A 17,759-nucleotide genomic window follows, 5' to 3' on the forward strand; every position below is an offset into this window, starting at 1 on the left:
ACAGTAAAAAACAATTTAATATTTAGAAATCATGAGAAAATACCTTTTAACTTTTGCTTTAGCTTTTACCGGTTTAACTGCTTATGCCCAGTCCGGTTACGAAAAAATAATGGCTGAGAAAATCAGTAAGATCGAAACTTCAAAATCCCCGGAAGATTTCCAGGCGCTGGCGAATGACTTCCAGAGAATTGCCGATAAGGAGAAAGATAAATGGCAGCCGAGCTACTATACAGCACTTGCCTATATCCAGAAAGGACGGGCGCAGATGCAGGGCGGCAACAACCAGGCCCTGGAAGAAACGGCAGACCAGGCCCAGAAATTCGTAGATGCGGCCGAGTCCCTTCAACAGGATAATTCCGAGATCCACCTGCTCCAGAAAATGATCTATTCCCTTAAGATGATGGTAAACCCGATGGAAAGGTTCAGGACTTTCGGGTCGAAAGCTGCAGAAGAACTGCAGAAAGCCGAGCAGCTGGACCCTTCGAACCCGAGAGTAACGCTGATCAGGGCTGAAGATACTTTTTATACACCCGAGCAGTTCGGCGGAAGCAAGACGAAAGGGATGGAGCTCTTTAAGGCAGCCCTGGAAAAGTTCAATACTTTTAAACCGAAAACAGCATTGGACCCAACCTGGGGAAAATCGGAAGCCCAGTATTTCTTAAACAGTGCCGAAAAATAATCATCATTACATTCCTTTAAAAACCTTCTCTTACGGAAGGTTTTTTTTATTTACCTTTCAGCCATGAAAAGTAACCATTCAGCCGGAAATAATTGGTGCGGTACCGAGAATCGGTTAATTTTGGATCAGGAAAATCAGTTATGAAACGTAAAAACCTTATTACCCTCTGCTGGATATCACTGGCTACCTCCATGGTCTTTTTCCTTGGCTTTACGGATGAAAAGACGCCGGAAAACTTCATGCTTAATCTGGCGGTATGTTCTATGTATTCGTTTGTATTGGGAGCAGGAAACGGCTTTATCAATGATTTCCTCAATAAAAAATTCCCATGGTCTGAGGCGACTACGAAAAGGGCAGTCATCAGCATCATATCCATCCTTATTGCCAATACGGTGATGTTATACTTCTGTAACTATATGAACTTCGTGGTATTTCAGAAAGCGGTAACCACGGAAGAATATTTTTCCGGTAAGTATGGCTTTATCAATTGGTTCACCATCAATATAGCCCTGCTGATCTCCGCTTTTCTTCATGCCAAAGGATTTATGGAAGAGCTGAAGAAAACCTCCCGGAAAGAAGTGGTGGAGCAGAAGCTGATCGCCAAATCGGCCAATGCCCAGTTTGAGAGCCTTAAAAACCAGCTGGACCCGCATTTCCTTTTCAATTCGCTGAATGTCCTGAGCTCGCTGATCGATGAAAACCCGAGACAGGCACAGAAGTTTACTGCCTCCATGTCAAAGATTTACAGGTACGTGCTTGAACAGAAAGATAAAGAGCTTGTCACGGTGGAAGATGAACTGGAGTTTGCCAAAACTTACTGCGACCTGTTGAAAACGCGGTTTGAAGACAGCGTGGATTTTGTTTTCGGGGTCAGAAAAGAAGAGTACAGGCAATTTGTAGTGCCGCTCTGCCTGCAGCTGTTGCTGGAAAACTGTATAAAACACAATTTTGCGACTTCATCCAAACCGCTGGTTATAAAAATTTTCTCTGAAAACGATACCCTCTGTATCGAAAATAACCTTCAGGTACGCGAGCAGATCAAAGAAAGCTCAGGGATCGGGCTGGCCAACATCGTCCAGCGGTATGCGCTGCTTACCAGGCGCAACGTCTTCATCGAGAAGTCGGAAGACTACTTCAAAGTGAAGCTTCCGGTGCTTTCTTCCAAACCCAGTACGGTAAGCGTTATACCGGAAAATAGAAATGAATCCTATGAAAGGGCGCAGAAACGCGTCAAGGAAATAAAAAGCTTCTACAGCAACCTGATTTCATATGGTATTATCATTCCATTTTTAATCATTATCAACCTCGTCACAACTCCTGAAAATATCTGGTTCTTTTTCCCGATGCTGGGCTGGGGGATCGGAGTGGTGGCACATGGCATGAGTGTTTTTGCCATCGGTAAAAAGTGGGAAGACGAAAAGATCAGGCAGATTCTTGAAAAACAAAACAAACGATAAATTTTAAAATCATGGAACCGATCAGCAAAGACGATATCCGTTATAAAGAAGCCGAAAAGCAGGTAAAAAGGATCAAACAATTCTATGTTTCCCTGTTCATCTATCTTACTGTGAACATTTTTATCCTCATCCTGAATTACCGGGAACTGAAACCGGGAGAAACAATATGGCACCTGAAATACTTCTCCCTTCCGCTGTTCTGGGGAATTGCCGTGGTCATCCATGCGATGAGGGCTTTTATCCCCGGTTTTATGCTGGGAAGCAAATGGGAAGACCGCAAAATCAGGGAACTGATGGAAAAGGAGAAAATGAAGTAAGATGCCTGTAAACTGTCAATCCGTTAAATTAGAATATAATGAACATCCTTCAGATAACTTTTGCCGTTTCCATGGCTGCCTGGTTCCTGAGTGAATTCCTGTACAAAAACATTCTGAAATCCGGCGAAAACGATCGCAAGGGAAAAGACCGGTCTACCCTGAATTTTCTCTGGATTGCCATTCCGTTTTCCATCACCACCGCTGTCATGGTGTCTGAATACACGCGGATTCCCATTACCGGCAGAAACTGGATCCTGTATCTCGGTGAAGCCTTTATCCTCACCGGAATCCTGGTAAGGTACATCATCATCAGGTCGCTGGGAAGGTATTTTACAGTGGATGTAACCATCCGGAGAGACCACAGCCTGAAAAAGGAAGGATTTTACCGATACCTGAGGCATCCGTCCTATTCATTTTCCCTGCTGACTTCATTAGGGCTCGGATTGTATTTAAATAACTGGCTGTCACTGGTGTTGGCCTTTCTTCCGCCTTTCATTGCTTTCAGCTACCGGATAGCCATTGAGGAAAGAACCCTGATTGAACAGTTCGGGGAAGAATACCTGGAGTACGGGAAAAAGACGAAGAAGCTGATTCCTTTCGTATACTAATACTAAGATCCCGCGGATTTGTAACCGTGAGATGTTATTTTGCAATCCTCAGGTTTCTCATCATTTCCGGAGATATTCCTCCAGTTTAGCCATCATTTCCTCTTTTTCTTTCAGCATTCTTTCATACAGCGCAATTTTCTCCTCGTGCAGCTGAAGAAGCTTGTCAACCGGATGGTAGGTATTGTTTACCGTATCATTCATAATAGGTAAGGAACTGTTGTTAAATGTATTGGCTATGATATTGAATGCCTGTTCTTCCTCTAGTCGTTCGAGAGCTTCTATCGGGACATTCATAATTCCGGCAATTTTTTCAAGCATGTCCTTTTCAATGGTTTCCCTCTGTTCCAGAAGGGATATTTTCTGCTGGCTGCAGTTGAGGTCGTCAGCCAGTGTTTCCTGCTTAATGTTCAGCATTTCCCGGAACCTTCTGATGTTCCTGCCCTGATGTATTTTTTTGTCCTGTATATTTGTGTATGTAAAGAACAAATATAAGTAAAAAGTTTCATGGAATTTTTTCAACAAAGATCCCGCAGATTTGTAATCCGTGAGATCTTTATCTACAATTCTTACCGTTCGGTACCGTTTTTCTACGGTTCGGTAAGGTAAAGTTGATTTGAGGGAAGGACCTGATGTACATTTGTATCAACAAAAACAAACAATTCATCTTTAAAACAAAAAATATGGAAACTTTCATCAACAAAGACACCCAGGCTTACGAAAAAGCGGCAAGAAGAGTAAAAGAACTTAAAGGATTCTATGGAAATTTAACTTCCTATCTCCTGGTTATTTCTTTTTTAGTCATCCTGAACCTCATTACTTCACCAGGTTACCTGTGGTTCATCTGGCCGATGCTGGGATGGGGAATCGGTGTTGCCGCACACGCTGCCGGAACTTTTGGAATCGGTAAAGACTGGGAAGAAAAAAAGATCAGAGAACTGATGGACGAAGAAAGAAAAAATACCAGGGCATTATAAATTAAATCAACTTAAAAAAACAGAATATCATGGACTACAATCAGGCACAGCAAAGAGTAAAAGACCTTAAAAAATTCTATAAAGGCGTTTTATGGTTTTTCATCGTGGCTTTCATTATATTTTTTGATGATATTTTCGAAAAGGGAATCTTCAGTTTTTCTTTATGGGACGGATCCATCATTCTCAGCATCTGGGCGGTTATCCTGATCTCAAGGGCCATAAAGCTTTTTCTTCTGGATGCTGAATGGGAGAGGGGAATTATGGAAAAGGAAATGCGCAAGACAAAGAAGCCGCTGCAGTTTTAGGATCCGCTGAATTTAAGTATTTTTAATCCCTAATTTTACCCGAAAAAATAAACAGCAATGATCAGAACTGTGATTATCGAAGACGAAAGGCCGGCTTCAAGGAAACTGGAAAGAATGCTTGGTGAATTTCCTGATATCGAAGTGGTTGCCAAAATAGAATCTGTGGAAGAAGGCATCCGGTGGTTTTCAGACCAGCCCCATCCGCAGCTCATCTTTTCGGATATTGTACTGGGAGACGGCCTGTCATTCGATATTTTTGAAAAAGTTCCTACCAAAGGCTTCATCATTTACACTACGGCTTTTGATCAGTATACGCTGAAAGCTTTTAAACTGAACAGCATCGATTATCTTTTGAAACCGATTATGGAAGAAGACCTTTCAGGAGCCGTTGAGAAGTTCAGGTCATTCATCCCGTCAGACAGCTCAGAAAATTCCGGGGAGATCAAGAATCTCATCAAAAGCGAGAGAACAATACTCTCCAGGATTCTTGTGAAGATAGGATATAACCTTAAAATTGTACAGACGCATGAAATCAGCTGTTTTTTCAGCGAAAACAAGATTGTATACCTGCAGACCCGTGAGCGGGCTTATCCGTCGGATTTTACCCTTGATGAGCTGGAAGAGGTATTGGATGAAAAGAAGTTTTTCAGGGTCAACCGGCAGTTTATGATCAGTTCGGATTATATCAAGAATATCCATACTTCACCCAATTACAAAGTGGAACTGGAGTTTCAGCCGCAGGAAGAGATTAGCGTCAGCCGTGACCGGGTGAAGGATTTCAAGGACTGGCTGGTAAGCTGATCAGGATATGGCAGAATCAAGGATACACTATAATTTCATCATTCATCACTCATCACTTATCACTCATCACTTATCTGTAATCCATACGGTTAGCTTCGGTATCTTCAAGCTGTTGTACAATGGTTTTCGGGATTTCATCGCTGCCGATTGGGAAGCTGAGGGAATCTGAAATGAAGGTCTTCCGGTCTGCCTTCCGGAAAATTTCGAACAGGGCAATAGGTTCTTGGTTGAAGCTGATACACGTACTTACAAAATGCAACTCATGGAGCTTATATTCTGGATTTTTCAATTTTTCCTTGATGTCTTTTATTCTTGAAATAAAATGACGCTGGCGGATGAACGTATTGCTGTTCATGATGATAAAAACGTAGTCTGAATACGCCGTTATTTTCCCGAAATACTTATGCCGGTCGCCGCCGCTCCTTTCAATAAGATATTCACCGGTGGTTTCGGACTTATAGATTTCCGTTGCCGAGCGCCAGACCCGGTCATCCTTGGCATGAAGCGGACTTTCCGGAAGGTTCCTGTTATAGGAATACCAGCAGCCGACAAGCCTGTCCAGCAGCTCTGTATTCTGTTTCACATTATTCATATCAATCCTGAGGTCATTGAAGTTGAATGATTCCGTATGGGAATTGATAAAGTCGATATAGCTGGAATATCCCAATACCCTGACCATAAGGCTCAGTTTTGCCAGGTTAGGTTTGCTCAGGCCGGCATTTTCGTTTCTTCTGTATTTCTTCAGTTTGTTGATGATAAGATGTTCATACAGATAATTGGAACCGAGCAGTTCAGGATTCTTTCCGTTTCCTTTTTCCTGATGGTCAGTATTGATCAGGTCATTAAGCTCGGCAACGATGTATGACCATTCTGTTTTGGAAACGTCTTCCCAATGAAGCTTTTTCAAAAAATGCAGGCTCAGGAAGTTCATGAGCTTTTCCAGATGCAGAATATCCTCTTTTTTCATTCTTTTAATTTATAAGACCAATATAAGATTATTTTAAAACTTAATACGACTGTTGCAAGACTTTTGTATTTTAGGGTTGACGGATATTTCAGTAAGAAATAAACGTTGAAACAATGGAAACAAAAGCACAGTTACAGAACGATCCACTGTGGATCAGGTTACAGCATCTTTCATTAGACCACCCGGATGCTTATTTTCCTTTCTCTAAAAAACTGGCAGAACAGGAAAACTGGACGGAAGATTTTACGGAAAAGGCAATTGAAGAATACAAGAAATTTATCTATCTCTGCTGTACAATACCCACCGGCGCTTCACCCGGTGAAACAATAGACCGGGTCTGGCACCTTCACCTTACCTATACACAACATTACTGGGAGGAATTCTGCCCGGAAATCCTGCACCGGAAGCTGCACCATCATCCTTCCGGCGGCGGTAAGGATGAAACCGAAAGACACAGGAAATGGTTTGAAGAAACCGTAAAAAGCTATCAGGAAATCTTCCGGCAGCCGCCGCCTGAAGAGATATGGCAGCCATTGCGAAAAAATATTCCTGCGAAAAAGAAATTGCAGTTCACAGGAAAACTGGTCCTGGCTATTCTTATCCTGTCGGTGGTTCTTTATGGTTTCCTGAATGAGTATACGGGACTTATCGCCTGTTTTTCAGGGATTGCCATTGTTTTTATCATCGTAGGGATCATCCGGAGATATGGTAATAATGCAAACTCTTCCGCAAACGGCAGCAGCGGAATATTCTTTTTTACCTGTGGAGGAGACAGTTCCTGCGACGATGGCGGGAGCTCTTCCAGCTGCGGAAGTTCCTGTGGCAGCAGCTGCGGCGGAGGATGCGGGGGATGCGGCGGCGGTGATTGATTTTAAAACCAAATGCAATGAAGAAAGTTCTTATTCATACCCTTCCGGTTGCACTTACCTTTACCGGGCTGCTTGTAATCGGGCATGCATTCAATCCGGTCGCTTTAAAAGGTCCGGACTTTCTGAAGTCTTATCTCATTCTGATATTCAGTTTCTACGCTTCAGTTTTTTCCTCTACATTATTCAAAGAAAGCATTTCGAAAACCACCCTGTATGGTATGGCTCTTATTTTCATTTTAGGAGTCGTTAAACTGATCAATGGGGTCATTTTACAAAAACCCGTAGGATTTTTACTTATGATTTTAACAGGGGAACTGGCTGTTATGCTGTCTGTTTATCTCTATCATTTCAATAAAAGGATGCAGTAGCCATTTCAGGATTCTGCAAAAATAAAACCCGAAACAATTGCTTCGGGCTTATTATTGTATTGATTCTTTACTTATTTTCTTTCCGGTTTTATCCCGTATGTATTGATCAGGGCATAGGTAATGACTACCAGCATAATGCTTAAGGTTAGCTGCGATTTCTCAGGGCTTACTATTTCCTGATACAGGTGGTATCCGAAAAATGAAGATACGATGGCGATGATCAGTTGCTGTACATGAGAATACCTGTTTTCTAAAATGGCTTTCATAATGATATTTTTTATTGTTATTTACTGAGTAAGTATCACAATTCAAAATAGGTTACAGAAAAAAATGAAATTTTTTCCATTTTTATGAAATTACGCCGCTTCCCAACAATTCTTCTCCATTATACCAGGCAGCAAACTGGCCTTCTGCAATCGCAGACTGCGGATCTTCAAATTCCACATACAAAGCCTCTTCAAACTGATATAAAACGGCCTTTTGCAAAGGCTGCCGATACCTGAATCTTGCCATCACCTCCATTGATTCCCCGTTTTTCAGTTTCAGGTCTTCACGCACCCAGTGCAGTTCTGAATAGTTAATCTTCAAAGCTCTTTTCAGCAATCCCGGAAACTGGTGGCTTTCTCCTACGAACAGGATGTTGTTCTCCATGTCTCTGGAAATGATAAAGCAGCTTTCTTTATGACCGCCGATTCCAAGTCCTTTGCTTTGTCCGATGGTGAAAAACTGGGCGCCCTGATGCTTCCCGATCACTTTTCCATCCGTTTTTTTATAATTGATCTTCTGGCTCAGGAATTCCAGCTCCTCCTGTTTTGATGAAAATTCAGGCATTTCCTGCGTAAAAAGCGGTGAATCCTTGAAAATTTCTACAATTTCCCCTTCTTTTGGAACCAGCTGCTGTTGTAAAAATTGGGGAAGGCTTACTTTACCGATAAAGCATAATCCCTGGGAATCTTTCTTATCAGCCGTTACAAGGCCTATTTCTTTTGCAATTTCCCTTACCTGAGGTTTGGTCAGTTCACCAAGCGGAAACAATGCTTTGGACAGCTGATCCTGGCTTAACTGGCATAGAAAATACGATTGGTCCTTGTTATTGTCTTTTCCGGCGAGCAAATGGAAAATTTCCTTTCCGTTCTCATCTGTTGTGGAATCCACCCTCGCATAATGTCCGGTAGCCACTTTATCCGCTCCCAACGACATGGCAGTCTTCATAAAAACATCGAATTTCACTTCCCGGTTGCACAGCACATCAGGATTCGGAGTTCTGCCTTTCTGGTATTCATCGAACATGTAATCTACAATTCGCTCTTTGTAAAGATCACTCATGTCGATTACCTGAAAAGGGATTCCCAACTTCTGAGCGACCATTAAGGCATCATTGCTGTCTTCAATCCACGGACATTCGTCTTCCAGCGTTACGGATGCGTCATTCCAGTTTCTCATAAACAGGGCGACTACTTCATGGCCCTGCTGCTGTAACAGATAGGCTGTTACGCTTGAGTCTACACCCCCGGAGAGGCCTACTACTACTTTCATTGTATTTCAATTTTACGGAACTCTTAACGGGAGTCCTTAGTTTGACCCGGCAAAAATACAATTAAAAAGATTCGTAAGAAAGGGATAATTCAGGCATTGATAAAAACAATGTTGGTGACATTGCGTTTAGCTCTTTATTATAATGTGTCAACTGTATAAGAAAAAACCCGTTCTGAAAATATCAGAACGGGCCTTTCAGTATTTTTTTTCTTTAGTAAAAAATGACCCACTCTTCATCTGCAAATGTAAAATAAGTGCCAGAAATCAGAGTCGTATAAGCAGTAAGATTCAAAACAGGAGACTGTCCGCAGCTGATATACCCGATTGGGAAATACCCTGCTACATTAGTCCCGGTAGCGGGATCTTTCATTCCGAATTTAAATCCCAGAGAAGTAGCGGCGTTGCTGCTGCTCAGCGGGATGGTCGCACCGGGAAGTATGTATGGATTCAGATAATCATTATCAAGCACCCAGCGGTCTATTCCGGTTGTTTGCGGATATAAAGGGTTGAATGTGTTGGACAGATTTAAATCACTTTCGTAAAAGGCCTCAACAGGCGTGCTGGAAGACGGGGCATTGTTCAGCACCATCAGCCCGGTTACGCTGCTGCTGCCTTCCCAGGTAGGAGAGCAGCCTCCTGATGCATTGGTCTGATCAGATTTGATCAGGTTATATTCCAGTATATAGGGCGTGTAGTTTTGAAGATGAACTTTCGTACCTTGTGCCGACATCCAACAAGATACAGTGATGGCGGTTAGAGCTAATAATTTTTTCATGGTATAATCTGTTATCTGTTGATTTTAATTAATAGAATACCACCCATGTATCTCCTGCAAGCGTAAAATAGCTTGCGTTCACTGCAGGGGACGGATATCCGGATAAATCAGGAACTACGGCACCTCCGCACTGTTGTCCTACGGTATAATAGCCACCGATGTTATTGCCAGCCACATCAGTAACACCAAACTTGAGGAATGAATAGGTCGTAACATTACTGAATCCGGTTACAGCACCGGAAGGGGCCACAATGTAGGGCGGATTATAATTACTGTTAATGATGACTCTTCCGATGGGCGGAGTAGGAGGTGTCGCAGAAAATGCTAAATTAAGATTTGAGTCATATTTTGCATCGAGAGATTCAATTCCGGGATTCGGACTGGGCGGCAGCCAGATATGATCATTGGGTGCGGTTCTGGCTTCCAGGGTAGGGGTGCAGCCTCCTGATACATTTGTTAAATTTTGCTTGTTGAGCGTGTAGGCAATCTTATGGGGCGTATAATTCTGCATAATGAAAGACTGTGCGGATAGGCAACCTGAAACTGCTGTTATTGCCATCAAAAATAGTTTTTTCATGAGTCCTAGTTTTCAGATTTAAAATTCTGGTTTGCCTTTTTATTATATTCCCCATAGATCTGCACGGCCCATTTCAGGATTTTTTCCCTGTCGTTGGCAGTCTGTCTTTCGATTTCAGTAGCAGTTACGCCGGTAGAAGCAATCAGTTCCTTGGCTGCAGGAATAAGCATGTCTTTTTTCTCGTCGCTTAATTCTGCTGAGGTTCGCGGCATGGAAGGAGCCGGGTCTTTGATCATGGCTACTTTTTTAATGGCTGCATTAAACTTAGCCACTGCATCCGGTCTTGTAATTTCAGGGGTGACATTTGTGGCAAGGCTGGATTCATTTCCACAGGAAATCATACTCAATGCTGCAATGCTGAAAAGCAAAACTGTTTTTTTCATTTTCATAATATTAATTCTTTATTGTTTAAGGTTTGATAAAGATAATAAAATTTTGTTATTAGTCATCATTTGGTGAAAAATAAATTCAAAAGGTGATATAAAAGAAAAAGCACCGGAAATTCCGGTGCTTTTATGGTATTGTTTTATATTGATATTAAGATTGGGAAGACTTTTCAGCTGATGATTTTTTCGGCTTGGAAGTTTTTCCGGTTAAGCCGTCTTTCGCTTCATTGAGGTCAAGAACTACCGTTTCCCCTTCTGATAACTGTTTGTTCACCAGCATTTCTGCCAATAAATCTTCAATATATTTCTGGATCGCTCTCTTCAGTGGCCTTGCTCCGAAGTCTTTATCCCAACCCTTATCGGAGATGAAATCTTTTGCCTCATCGGTAAGTTCCACTTTATATCCTAATTTTTCCAGTCTGCTGTACAGCTTATTCAGTTCAAGATCGATAATTCTCTTAATATCTTCTTTTTCAAGTGAATTAAAGATTACAATATCATCAATTCTGTTCAGGAATTCCGGTGAAAACGCTTTCTTAAGCGCGTTTTCTATGGTGCTTCTTGCTCTTGAATCAGTATTGGTCTTCTTGGCATTCGTTCCGAATCCAACGCCGTCTCCGAAATCCTTGAGGTCCCTTGTTCCGATATTGGATGTAAGAATGATAATCGTATTCCTGAAGTCAATCTTTCTTCCCAAGCTATCGGTCACATGACCTTCATCCAGGATCTGAAGCAGGATGTTGAATACATCAGGATGCGCTTTTTCAATCTCGTCCAAAAGCACTACGGCATAAGGTTTCCTTCTCACTGCCTCGGTAAGCTGTCCTCCTTCTTCGTATCCTACGTAGCCCGGAGGCGCACCCACCAGTCTGGATACGGCGAATTTTTCCATATATTCGCTCATATCAATCCTGATCAGCGATTCGTCAGATTCAAAAAGCTCTCTCGCCATTACCTTAGCAAGTTCGGTTTTACCGACACCGGTGGTTCCGAGGAAAATAAAAGTACCGATCGGGCGGTTAGGATCCTTAAGACCCGCTCTGTTTCGCTGGATGGCTTTTACCACTTTTTTCACGGCATCTTCCTGGCCGATTACTTTTCCGTTCAGGTTTCCATCCATTCCGGCAAGTTTGTCAAGCTCATTTTTACCCACTTTGGTTACAGGCACACCGCTCATCATAGAAACCACCTCAGCTACATTTTCTTCGCTCACGGTTTCTTTCTTTTCCTTTACATCTTTGTCCCACTTATCCTGAGCGGAATTCAGTTCCATCTGCAGCCTTTCCTCCTCATCTTTCAGCTTTCTTGCTTCAAGATAATCCTGTGCTTTCACCGCTTTTTGTTTCAGTTCCTTGATTTCTTCGATCTTCTTTTCAAAATCGATAATCTCGGTAGGAACCTTCATATTTTTAATATAGACACGGGAACCGGCCTCATCCATCGCATCAATTGCCTTGTCCGGTAAGAAACGGTCCGTGATATATCTTGAAGTCAGGTTAACACATGCTGCAATAGCTTCAGGGGTATAAATTACATTGTGGTGCTCTTCATACTTATCTTTGATCTGGTTCAGGATCTGAATTGTCTCATCGATGGAAGTAGGTTCTACCATTACTTTCTGGAACCTTCTTTCCAGGGCACCGTCTTTTTCAATATACTGGCGGTACTCATCCAGGGTAGTGGCCCCGATGCATTGGATTTCACCTCTCGCCAACGCCGGTTTGAACATATTGGAGGCATCCAGGCTTCCGGTAGAACTTCCGGCTCCCACAATCGTATGGAGCTCATCGATAAATAAGATGACATCCCTGTTCTTTTCCAGTTCGGTCATGATGGCTTTCATCCTTTCTTCAAACTGGCCACGGTATTTGGTCCCGGCAACCAGGCTGGCAAGATCAAGCGTAATTACCCTTTTTCCGTACAGGACGCGGGACACTTTTTTCTGCTGAATCCTCAGCGCAAGCCCCTCTGCAATGGCTGATTTACCTACACCAGGCTCCCCAATGAGGAGCGGGTTGTTCTTTTTCCTTCTTGACAGGATCTGGGATACCCTTTCAATCTCTTTTTCACGGCCGATAACCGGATCCAGTTTTCCGTCCCTTGCCAGTGAAGTGAGATCCCTCCCGAAATTATCAAGGGTAGGGGTTTTGCTTTTTGCACCTCCGAGATTGCCTGTGGGCTTTCTCATCTGTTCAAAATCTTCTCTTTCGTCATCGTCATCATAGGCACTCATCTGTGGCGCCTGTCCGGAATTTTTAAGCATGGTCTGGTATTCTTTTGATACCCCTTCATAATCAACGTCATAAGCGCCTAATATGCTGGAAGTAGGATCTTCATATTTGTAGAGAATGCCTAAAAGCAGGTGAACGGTATTAATTTCATTGCTTTTGTATTGTCTGCATTCAAGTTCAGCACGTTTTACGGCATGATCTGCCATTTTCGTGAATGAAATATTGGTCACTTCTTCAGAAACAGGATTAAGACTTGCTGTATTTAGGGTTTCAATTTTTCTTCTGATCTGTGTTAAATCCGCATTAAGGTTATGAAGGATTTCTTTTGCAGAGTTTTCCGTTTTTATAATACCTAAAAGTAGATGTTCTGTATTAAGAAATTCACTTTTCAGCCTCTTCGCTTCGCTTTTGCTTTGTTTGAACACCTGGCTCAAACCTTGTGAAAACTTATAATCCATATTGTATCTCATTAGAATAAAGGCAACATTGCCATTTATTCATTATCTAAATTACAAATATTTTACCAAAAACCAATAAATGACTTTATGGCAGAAAAAATTTTATTATCTTATTGGAAATGATTAAGTTTGTGATCCTGTAAATTTTTTTCATGAATACGGAAACGGCAACTTACATCGGATATTCCGCCTCGCTTTTTATTGTATTAAGTTTTGTCCTGAAAGACATAAGGAAAATCCGGATCGTCAATATGGTCGGCTGTATCTGCTTTGTCATCTACGGGATCTTCAGCGGGATGCTTTGGCCGGTAATTATACCGAACGGGCTCATCTGCCTGATTCAGATCTATCATCTTGTAGCAGATAAGAGAAAAGCCTGATGCGGAAAAGAAAAATCATTACTTCTGCCTTCAGCAATTTATCTAATGACCAGCGTATTGAGAAAGCAGGCCGCACACTTTATGAAAACGGATATGATATCGAACTGATCGGGAATAACTGGGGCGGGGAAGGAGCTTTGTCAAGGCCTTATCCATGTTCAAGAATACCGCTGGCGTCTTCAAGTTTAAAGACTGCTTATTTTGAGTTCAACTGGAAATTATACCGCATCCTGAAAAAAAAAGCGGACCGGGATACCGTGCTGTATGCCAACGACCTGGATGCACTGCTGCCGAATTATCTGGTGTCAGAAAAACTCAATATTCCCTTGGTTTTCGACAGTCATGAAATCTTTTCCGAAATGCCGGCCATTCAGGGCAAAATGTCACAAAAATTATGGAGATATCTTGAAAAATCTGTCGTTCCTGACATAAAATTCATGATCACGGCAAGCCAAAGCTATTCCGAATGGTTTAAAAAAACATATGGTGTCAATGCCGTTGTTGTACAGAATGCTCCCAGAAAACTGTATGATATTACCGAAATTCCGGACAACCATCCCCGCATCATCCTGTACCAGGGAGCCCTTAACCCTTTCCGGGGAATCGATAAGGCCATTATGGCCATGCATCACCTCGACGATGCCGTTTTTAAAATTGCAGGTGACGGACCGATGAAAAAAGAATATGAATCAATGGTCATCAGGGAAAAACTGCACGATAAAGTGGAATTCCTTGGTAAACTGCCTCCTGATGAGTTAAGGAAAGTAACCCTGACTGCCGATTGCGGCATGAGCATCGAAGAAAACGGCGGGGCAAGCTATTATTATTCTTTACCGAATAAAGTGCTGGACTGTATCCAGGCAAGGGTTCCGCTGATCCTTTCCGGGCTTCCGGAAATGCAACGGATCAGGAGCCGGTTCGATATCGGAGAAATCATCGCAGATCACCGACCTGAGAGCATTGCTGTAGCCCTCAGGAAAGTACTTGAAAAAGGAAGAAAAAACTACCGGCCCGAACTGGAAAAGGCAGCCGGCCTTCTGTGCTGGGAAAATGAGGAACCTAAGCTTCTGCAGGTTTTCGATGAGGCCAGCCGCGCCTTCTGAGAAGCCGGTCCTGCCCGGGTGATGCTGAATGGTTTCTCATAGTAAAGCTGCCTGTTTCCGCCTGTATTCATGCTTCCGGCCTCATATAATTGATTTCGATTGCAAATCATCTTTTATAAATTGGCTATCTTTGCAGAAAGAAAGTAGAAATGACCATTAAAGAAAAGCAGCAGGAAATTATTGACGAATTTTCATTTCTTGAAGATTGGGAACAGAAGTATGAATACATTATCGATCTGGGAAAAGAGCTGAAAGGACTGCCGGAAGATAAAAAAACAGAGGAAAACCTGATCAAGGGATGCCAGAGCAAAGTCTGGATTGACGCTGAATTCCGGGAAGGGAAACTGTTTTTCAATGCAGATTCGGACGGAATACTTCCCAAAGGAATTGTTTCCCTGCTGGTAAGCATCTACAGCGGTCATTCTACCGCAGAAATCCTGGATTCTGATTTTGATTTTATCTCAGAAATCGGGTTACAGGAGTTTCTTTCGCCTTCACGTGCCAACGGATTGATGGCAATGACCAAGCAGATTAAATTTTACGCCGTAGCCTATCAGTTGAAATCTTAACCGTGACAAGAATTTTAGCCTACCGTTTTTCCGCTTTCGGAGATGTCGCCATGACAGCTCCCGTATTCCGTGAGTTTCTGGAACAGAATCCGGAAACAGAAATTATCATGGTTTCCCGCAAAAATTTTAAAAGCCTGTTTGATGATATTCCGAATGTGATCTTCAAAGGGATCGACTTGGATGATTATAAAGGTCTTTTCGGATTACGGAAGCTGGCCAATGAACTGATTGAAGAATTCCGGCCGGATCTGGTGGCCAACCTCCATGATGTAATCCGGACAAAGATCCTGGACAGAATCTATCGGGGAAAAGGTCTTAAGGTCTTTAAAATCAATAAAGGAAAAGAGGAAAAGGAATTGCTGACAGATGTCTGGAACCTGAATAAGGTCCAGCTGAAAAAAACAGTGGAACGCTATGCGGATGTCTTCCGGGAAATGGGCTATCCTGTTGAACTTTCCCACCGTTTACGGCCCCGGGCAGTTGAAAAATCAGGAATCGGCTTTGCGCCTTTCGCCCAGCACCGCGGAAAAATGCTGCCATTGGAAAAATCCTATGAGCTGGCGAGGATTCTGGCACAGCAGCATACGGTCTATTTCTTCGGGGGCGGGAAATCCGAAACTGAAACCCTGGAAAAATGGGAACGGGAAATCCCGGGCACCCAGAGCCTGGCAGGCAAACTGAGCCTGACGGAAGAGCTGGATCGGATTTCCCGGCTGGAGCTTATGATTTCCATGGATTCCGCCAATATGCACCTGGCCAGCCTTATGGGAACGCGGTGCATCTCTGTCTGGGGACAGACCCATCCGTATGCCGGCTTTCTGGGATTCGGGCAGAGGGAAGAAGATGTGGTACACGTTAAAGACCTTACCTGCAGGCCCTGTTCCGTTTTCGGGGACAAAGAGTGCTACCGCGGAGACTGGGCCTGCCTGGAAGAGCTCAGTGTACAGAAGATTGCAGAGAAGGTTCTATGATCTCAGTAAGCAGATGAAACAGGGGGTCTGTTTTCCGGCATTCTGATTTCTTTCACCAGGTAAATACCGTACCGCTCTTTAGAATAGGGAGGATTCTGCAGGGATGATCTGTGCAGCAGGAGAAATTCAACCGGATCAGCGCTCTGTGTGCGTACTCTCTGAATGGCCGCCGTAAAAAGATTAAATTCCTCCGGAATCCGGTTGTTCCTTTGTTTTATCCTGTTAACTAAACAGATACTGCTTTTTGGAGCTGATCAGATCATCAGCAGGGCTCTGTTTGAGATGGATGCCTGCGGCTGCCTGGCAATGATTGAAAATTTGCCGTCCGAAGCTTCATGAGCAGACCATTGTCTTCGTTCAGATCCGGCTTTCAACGGTGGTTCCCTCTTTGGATAGTCCCCGGGATTTGTGCCGGATCCCATGATCTGCATACCGGAGTTTAAACCGGATCCTGCGATGGCATTATCACTGAAAATAAAAAGCCTCCGTCATCAGATGACGGAGGCTTTTCTACGCTGTGCGGATGAAGGGACTCGAACCCCCATGCCTTGCGGCACTAGATCCTGATTCTAGCGTGGCTACCAATTACACCACATCCGCAGTTTAAAGAACGTTGTTCATTTATAAGAGCAAAGATAAGACATTTCCTGAAAAATACAAACGCAGACGGAGGAATTTTTACATAATACATCAACGAAACCGGCATTCCGCTTACAATCAAGTTTTTAAATATCTGCGGAAATTCAGAAATCACCTGGGACAGATGTCAAGAAGTCCTGATCACGTGTTATAATTGGTTTTTTCATGTACTTTATAAATGGGAATCCAGAGCAACCGGATCCGAAAATGCAGAGAATAACGCAAAGAATGGTAGGCGGCATGACGTCGAAAATTGCACTTACCTGGAAATCCATTTTCGGACAGGCTTAAAAAAGCGGGGTCTGTTTTTTAGAAGGCAGGCGATATTGATAATTGGAGATTGACGAATGATTTGAAACCAGGATTTTTTAGCAGTTCCCGATTCCGGGCGATAAGGAAGATGGGTATTTCAGAAGGTTAAATAATGCAACAGGCCGCTGACCGGTTTCACATCGTTTCAGGTACTTATGGCTCCTGATTTTTAAAATCAATTATAAAAGTAATGCATCGGCCGCCCGTTCAGTCATTCCTGAAAACAAAAAACCCTCTGTCAACCGAAGTTACAGAGGGTTTTTAGTACCCCGGGCGGGACTTGAACCCGCACGCCAAAAGAGGCACAGGATTTTAAGTCCTGCGTGTCTACCAGTTCCACCACCAGGGCAGCGTGGAGCGAAAAACGGGATTCGAACCCGCGACCCCAACCTTGGCAAGGTTGTGCTCTACCAGCTGAGCTATTTTCGCAAACTGTGCGGATGAAGGGACTCGAACCCCCACGCCTCACGGCACCAG

Annotated in this window: 21 protein-coding genes and 3 tRNA genes; 13 read left to right on the forward strand and 11 right to left on the reverse strand. The window is 43.2% G+C overall.

What is annotated here, in order from left to right; translation table 11 throughout:
* Window positions 1-31 precede the first annotated feature (31 nt).
* The 4 genes from QZ735_RS12740 (at window position 32) to QZ735_RS12755 (ending at window position 3,061) form a co-directional block, all read left to right on the forward strand.
* A complete protein-coding gene (locus tag QZ735_RS12740; protein WP_294249064.1) occupies window positions 32-679 on the forward strand; it encodes a hypothetical protein in 648 nt (215 codons plus the stop codon).
* Between the two features lie 140 nt (window positions 680-819).
* A complete protein-coding gene (locus QZ735_RS12745) occupies window positions 820-2,136 on the forward strand; it encodes a 2TM domain-containing protein (RefSeq protein WP_294249066.1) in 1,317 nt (438 codons plus the stop codon).
* A gap of 11 nt (window positions 2,137-2,147) precedes the next feature.
* Window positions 2,148-2,453, forward strand: a complete 306-nt coding sequence (locus QZ735_RS12750; protein WP_294249068.1) for a 2TM domain-containing protein — start codon at window positions 2,148-2,150, stop codon at window positions 2,451-2,453.
* A gap of 38 nt (window positions 2,454-2,491) precedes the next feature.
* Entirely contained in the window at window positions 2,492-3,061 is a 570-nt protein-coding gene (locus QZ735_RS12755) for an isoprenylcysteine carboxylmethyltransferase family protein (RefSeq protein ID WP_294249070.1), read from the forward strand.
* Between the two features lie 60 nt (window positions 3,062-3,121).
* On the opposite strand, the gene QZ735_RS12760 is transcribed toward QZ735_RS12755, so the two are convergent.
* The gene (locus tag QZ735_RS12760; protein ID WP_294249072.1) at window positions 3,122-3,547 is read right to left on the reverse strand and encodes a helix-turn-helix transcriptional regulator; all 426 of its coding nucleotides are present in this window, start codon (window positions 3,545-3,547) and stop codon (window positions 3,122-3,124) included.
* Between the two features lie 194 nt (window positions 3,548-3,741).
* Between QZ735_RS12760 and QZ735_RS12765 the strand changes: the two genes are divergently transcribed.
* From QZ735_RS12765 to QZ735_RS12775, 3 genes are read left to right on the forward strand one after another with little or no spacing between them, the layout of a single operon-like run.
* The gene (locus QZ735_RS12765) at window positions 3,742-4,035 is read left to right on the forward strand and encodes a 2TM domain-containing protein (protein WP_294249074.1); all 294 of its coding nucleotides are present in this window, start codon (window positions 3,742-3,744) and stop codon (window positions 4,033-4,035) included.
* Between the two features lie 29 nt (window positions 4,036-4,064).
* Window positions 4,065-4,340, forward strand: a complete 276-nt coding sequence (locus tag QZ735_RS12770; protein WP_294249076.1) for a 2TM domain-containing protein — start codon at window positions 4,065-4,067, stop codon at window positions 4,338-4,340.
* A gap of 57 nt (window positions 4,341-4,397) precedes the next feature.
* Window positions 4,398-5,141, forward strand: coding sequence for a LytTR family DNA-binding domain-containing protein (locus QZ735_RS12775; RefSeq protein WP_294249078.1), 744 nt, complete (start codon window positions 4,398-4,400; stop codon window positions 5,139-5,141).
* A gap of 70 nt (window positions 5,142-5,211) precedes the next feature.
* Here the strand turns inward: QZ735_RS12775 and QZ735_RS12780 are convergent, their stop codons facing one another.
* Window positions 5,212-6,108: a hypothetical protein gene (locus tag QZ735_RS12780; RefSeq protein WP_294249080.1), complete on the reverse strand. Its 897-nt coding sequence runs from the start codon at window positions 6,106-6,108 to the stop codon at window positions 5,212-5,214.
* Between the two features lie 113 nt (window positions 6,109-6,221).
* Between QZ735_RS12780 and QZ735_RS12785 the strand changes: the two genes are divergently transcribed.
* Both QZ735_RS12785 and QZ735_RS12790 read left to right on the forward strand, forming a co-directional pair.
* On the forward strand, window positions 6,222-6,977 hold the full coding sequence (locus tag QZ735_RS12785) for a hypothetical protein (RefSeq protein ID WP_294249082.1): 756 nt from the start codon (window positions 6,222-6,224) through the stop codon (window positions 6,975-6,977).
* 17 nt (window positions 6,978-6,994) lie between these two features.
* On the forward strand, window positions 6,995-7,345 hold the full coding sequence (locus QZ735_RS12790; protein WP_294249084.1) for a hypothetical protein: 351 nt from the start codon (window positions 6,995-6,997) through the stop codon (window positions 7,343-7,345).
* 71 nt (window positions 7,346-7,416) lie between these two features.
* Here the strand turns inward: QZ735_RS12790 and QZ735_RS12795 are convergent, their stop codons facing one another.
* The 6 genes from QZ735_RS12795 to QZ735_RS12820 form a co-directional block, all read right to left on the reverse strand.
* Window positions 7,417-7,611, reverse strand: a complete 195-nt coding sequence (locus QZ735_RS12795; protein WP_294249086.1) for a hypothetical protein — start codon at window positions 7,609-7,611, stop codon at window positions 7,417-7,419.
* Between the two features lie 82 nt (window positions 7,612-7,693).
* The gene (gene mnmA, locus QZ735_RS12800; protein WP_294249088.1) at window positions 7,694-8,881 is read right to left on the reverse strand and encodes a tRNA 2-thiouridine(34) synthase MnmA; all 1,188 of its coding nucleotides are present in this window, start codon (window positions 8,879-8,881) and stop codon (window positions 7,694-7,696) included.
* A gap of 211 nt (window positions 8,882-9,092) precedes the next feature.
* Window positions 9,093-9,656, reverse strand: coding sequence for a hypothetical protein (locus tag QZ735_RS12805; protein ID WP_294249090.1), 564 nt, complete (start codon window positions 9,654-9,656; stop codon window positions 9,093-9,095).
* Between the two features lie 28 nt (window positions 9,657-9,684).
* On the reverse strand, window positions 9,685-10,233 hold the full coding sequence (locus QZ735_RS12810; RefSeq protein ID WP_294249092.1) for a hypothetical protein: 549 nt from the start codon (window positions 10,231-10,233) through the stop codon (window positions 9,685-9,687).
* A 5-nt stretch (window positions 10,234-10,238) separates the two neighbouring features.
* Window positions 10,239-10,616, reverse strand: coding sequence for a hypothetical protein (locus tag QZ735_RS12815; protein WP_294249094.1), 378 nt, complete (start codon window positions 10,614-10,616; stop codon window positions 10,239-10,241).
* A gap of 154 nt (window positions 10,617-10,770) precedes the next feature.
* Entirely contained in the window at window positions 10,771-13,308 is a 2,538-nt protein-coding gene (locus QZ735_RS12820; RefSeq protein ID WP_294249096.1) for an ATP-dependent Clp protease ATP-binding subunit, read from the reverse strand.
* 152 nt (window positions 13,309-13,460) lie between these two features.
* Here QZ735_RS12820 and QZ735_RS12825 point away from each other — a divergent pair, with 152 nt between their 5' ends.
* The 4 genes from QZ735_RS12825 (at window position 13,461) to QZ735_RS12840 (ending at window position 16,331) form a co-directional block, all read left to right on the forward strand.
* Window positions 13,461-13,688, forward strand: coding sequence for a uroporphyrinogen decarboxylase (locus QZ735_RS12825; RefSeq protein ID WP_294249098.1), 228 nt, complete (start codon window positions 13,461-13,463; stop codon window positions 13,686-13,688).
* Window positions 13,688-14,791 carry a glycosyltransferase gene (locus QZ735_RS12830; RefSeq protein ID WP_294249100.1) on the forward strand — a complete coding sequence of 368 codons (1,104 nt, stop codon included), beginning with the start codon at window positions 13,688-13,690 and terminating at the stop codon, window positions 14,789-14,791. Before QZ735_RS12825 ends, QZ735_RS12830 begins: the two co-directional genes overlap by 1 nt.
* Before the next feature lie 149 nt (window positions 14,792-14,940).
* Window positions 14,941-15,360 (forward strand): SufE family protein, encoded by a 420-nt coding sequence (locus QZ735_RS12835; RefSeq protein ID WP_294249102.1) that lies wholly within the window; start codon window positions 14,941-14,943, stop codon window positions 15,358-15,360.
* A gap of 2 nt (window positions 15,361-15,362) precedes the next feature.
* The gene (locus QZ735_RS12840) at window positions 15,363-16,331 is read left to right on the forward strand and encodes a glycosyltransferase family 9 protein (protein ID WP_294249104.1); all 969 of its coding nucleotides are present in this window, start codon (window positions 15,363-15,365) and stop codon (window positions 16,329-16,331) included.
* Window positions 16,332-16,849: 518 nt separating this feature from the next.
* On the opposite strand, the gene QZ735_RS12845 is transcribed toward QZ735_RS12840, so the two are convergent.
* The 3 genes from QZ735_RS12845 to QZ735_RS12855 form a co-directional block, all read right to left on the reverse strand.
* Window positions 16,850-16,931: transfer RNA gene (locus QZ735_RS12845), tRNA-Leu, on the reverse strand.
* 616 nt (window positions 16,932-17,547) lie between these two features.
* Window positions 17,548-17,631 (reverse strand) — tRNA-Leu (locus QZ735_RS12850).
* 4 nt (window positions 17,632-17,635) lie between these two features.
* Window positions 17,636-17,711 (reverse strand) — tRNA-Gly (locus QZ735_RS12855).
* Between the last annotated feature and the right edge of the window lie 48 nt (window positions 17,712-17,759).

Source organism: uncultured Chryseobacterium sp. (assembly GCF_913776365.1).
Classification (GTDB): Bacteria; Bacteroidota; Bacteroidia; order Flavobacteriales; family Weeksellaceae; genus Chryseobacterium.

What these genes read in the sequence shown, in the direction of transcription:
- QZ735_RS12765 (WP_294249074.1), top strand. Translation starts at nt 3,742, where the DNA reads ATGGAAACTTTCATCAACAAAGACACCCAGGCTTACGAAAAAGCGGCA.
- QZ735_RS12770 (WP_294249076.1), top strand. Translation starts at nt 4,065, where the DNA reads ATGGACTACAATCAGGCACAGCAAAGAGTAAAAGACCTTAAAAAATTC.
- QZ735_RS12755 (WP_294249070.1), top strand. Translation starts at nt 2,492, where the DNA reads ATGAACATCCTTCAGATAACTTTTGCCGTTTCCATGGCTGCCTGGTTC.
- QZ735_RS12820 (WP_294249096.1), bottom strand. Translation starts at nt 13,308, where the DNA reads ATGGATTATAAGTTTTCACAAGGTTTGAGCCAGGTGTTCAAACAAAGC.
- QZ735_RS12790 (WP_294249084.1), top strand. Translation starts at nt 6,995, where the DNA reads ATGAAGAAAGTTCTTATTCATACCCTTCCGGTTGCACTTACCTTTACC.
- QZ735_RS12805 (WP_294249090.1), bottom strand. Translation starts at nt 9,656, where the DNA reads ATGAAAAAATTATTAGCTCTAACCGCCATCACTGTATCTTGTTGGATG.
- QZ735_RS12780 (WP_294249080.1), bottom strand. Translation starts at nt 6,108, where the DNA reads ATGAAAAAAGAGGATATTCTGCATCTGGAAAAGCTCATGAACTTCCTG.
- QZ735_RS12830 (WP_294249100.1), top strand. Translation starts at nt 13,688, where the DNA reads ATGCGGAAAAGAAAAATCATTACTTCTGCCTTCAGCAATTTATCTAAT.
- QZ735_RS12750 (WP_294249068.1), top strand. Translation starts at nt 2,148, where the DNA reads ATGGAACCGATCAGCAAAGACGATATCCGTTATAAAGAAGCCGAAAAG.
- mnmA (WP_294249088.1), bottom strand. Translation starts at nt 8,881, where the DNA reads ATGAAAGTAGTAGTAGGCCTCTCCGGGGGTGTAGACTCAAGCGTAACA.
- QZ735_RS12815 (WP_294249094.1), bottom strand. Translation starts at nt 10,616, where the DNA reads ATGAAAAAAACAGTTTTGCTTTTCAGCATTGCAGCATTGAGTATGATT.
- QZ735_RS12785 (WP_294249082.1), top strand. Translation starts at nt 6,222, where the DNA reads ATGGAAACAAAAGCACAGTTACAGAACGATCCACTGTGGATCAGGTTA.
- QZ735_RS12775 (WP_294249078.1), top strand. Translation starts at nt 4,398, where the DNA reads ATGATCAGAACTGTGATTATCGAAGACGAAAGGCCGGCTTCAAGGAAA.
- QZ735_RS12795 (WP_294249086.1), bottom strand. Translation starts at nt 7,611, where the DNA reads ATGAAAGCCATTTTAGAAAACAGGTATTCTCATGTACAGCAACTGATC.
- QZ735_RS12810 (WP_294249092.1), bottom strand. Translation starts at nt 10,233, where the DNA reads ATGAAAAAACTATTTTTGATGGCAATAACAGCAGTTTCAGGTTGCCTA.
- QZ735_RS12745 (WP_294249066.1), top strand. Translation starts at nt 820, where the DNA reads ATGAAACGTAAAAACCTTATTACCCTCTGCTGGATATCACTGGCTACC.
- QZ735_RS12835 (WP_294249102.1), top strand. Translation starts at nt 14,941, where the DNA reads ATGACCATTAAAGAAAAGCAGCAGGAAATTATTGACGAATTTTCATTT.
- QZ735_RS12825 (WP_294249098.1), top strand. Translation starts at nt 13,461, where the DNA reads ATGAATACGGAAACGGCAACTTACATCGGATATTCCGCCTCGCTTTTT.
- QZ735_RS12740 (WP_294249064.1), top strand. Translation starts at nt 32, where the DNA reads ATGAGAAAATACCTTTTAACTTTTGCTTTAGCTTTTACCGGTTTAACT.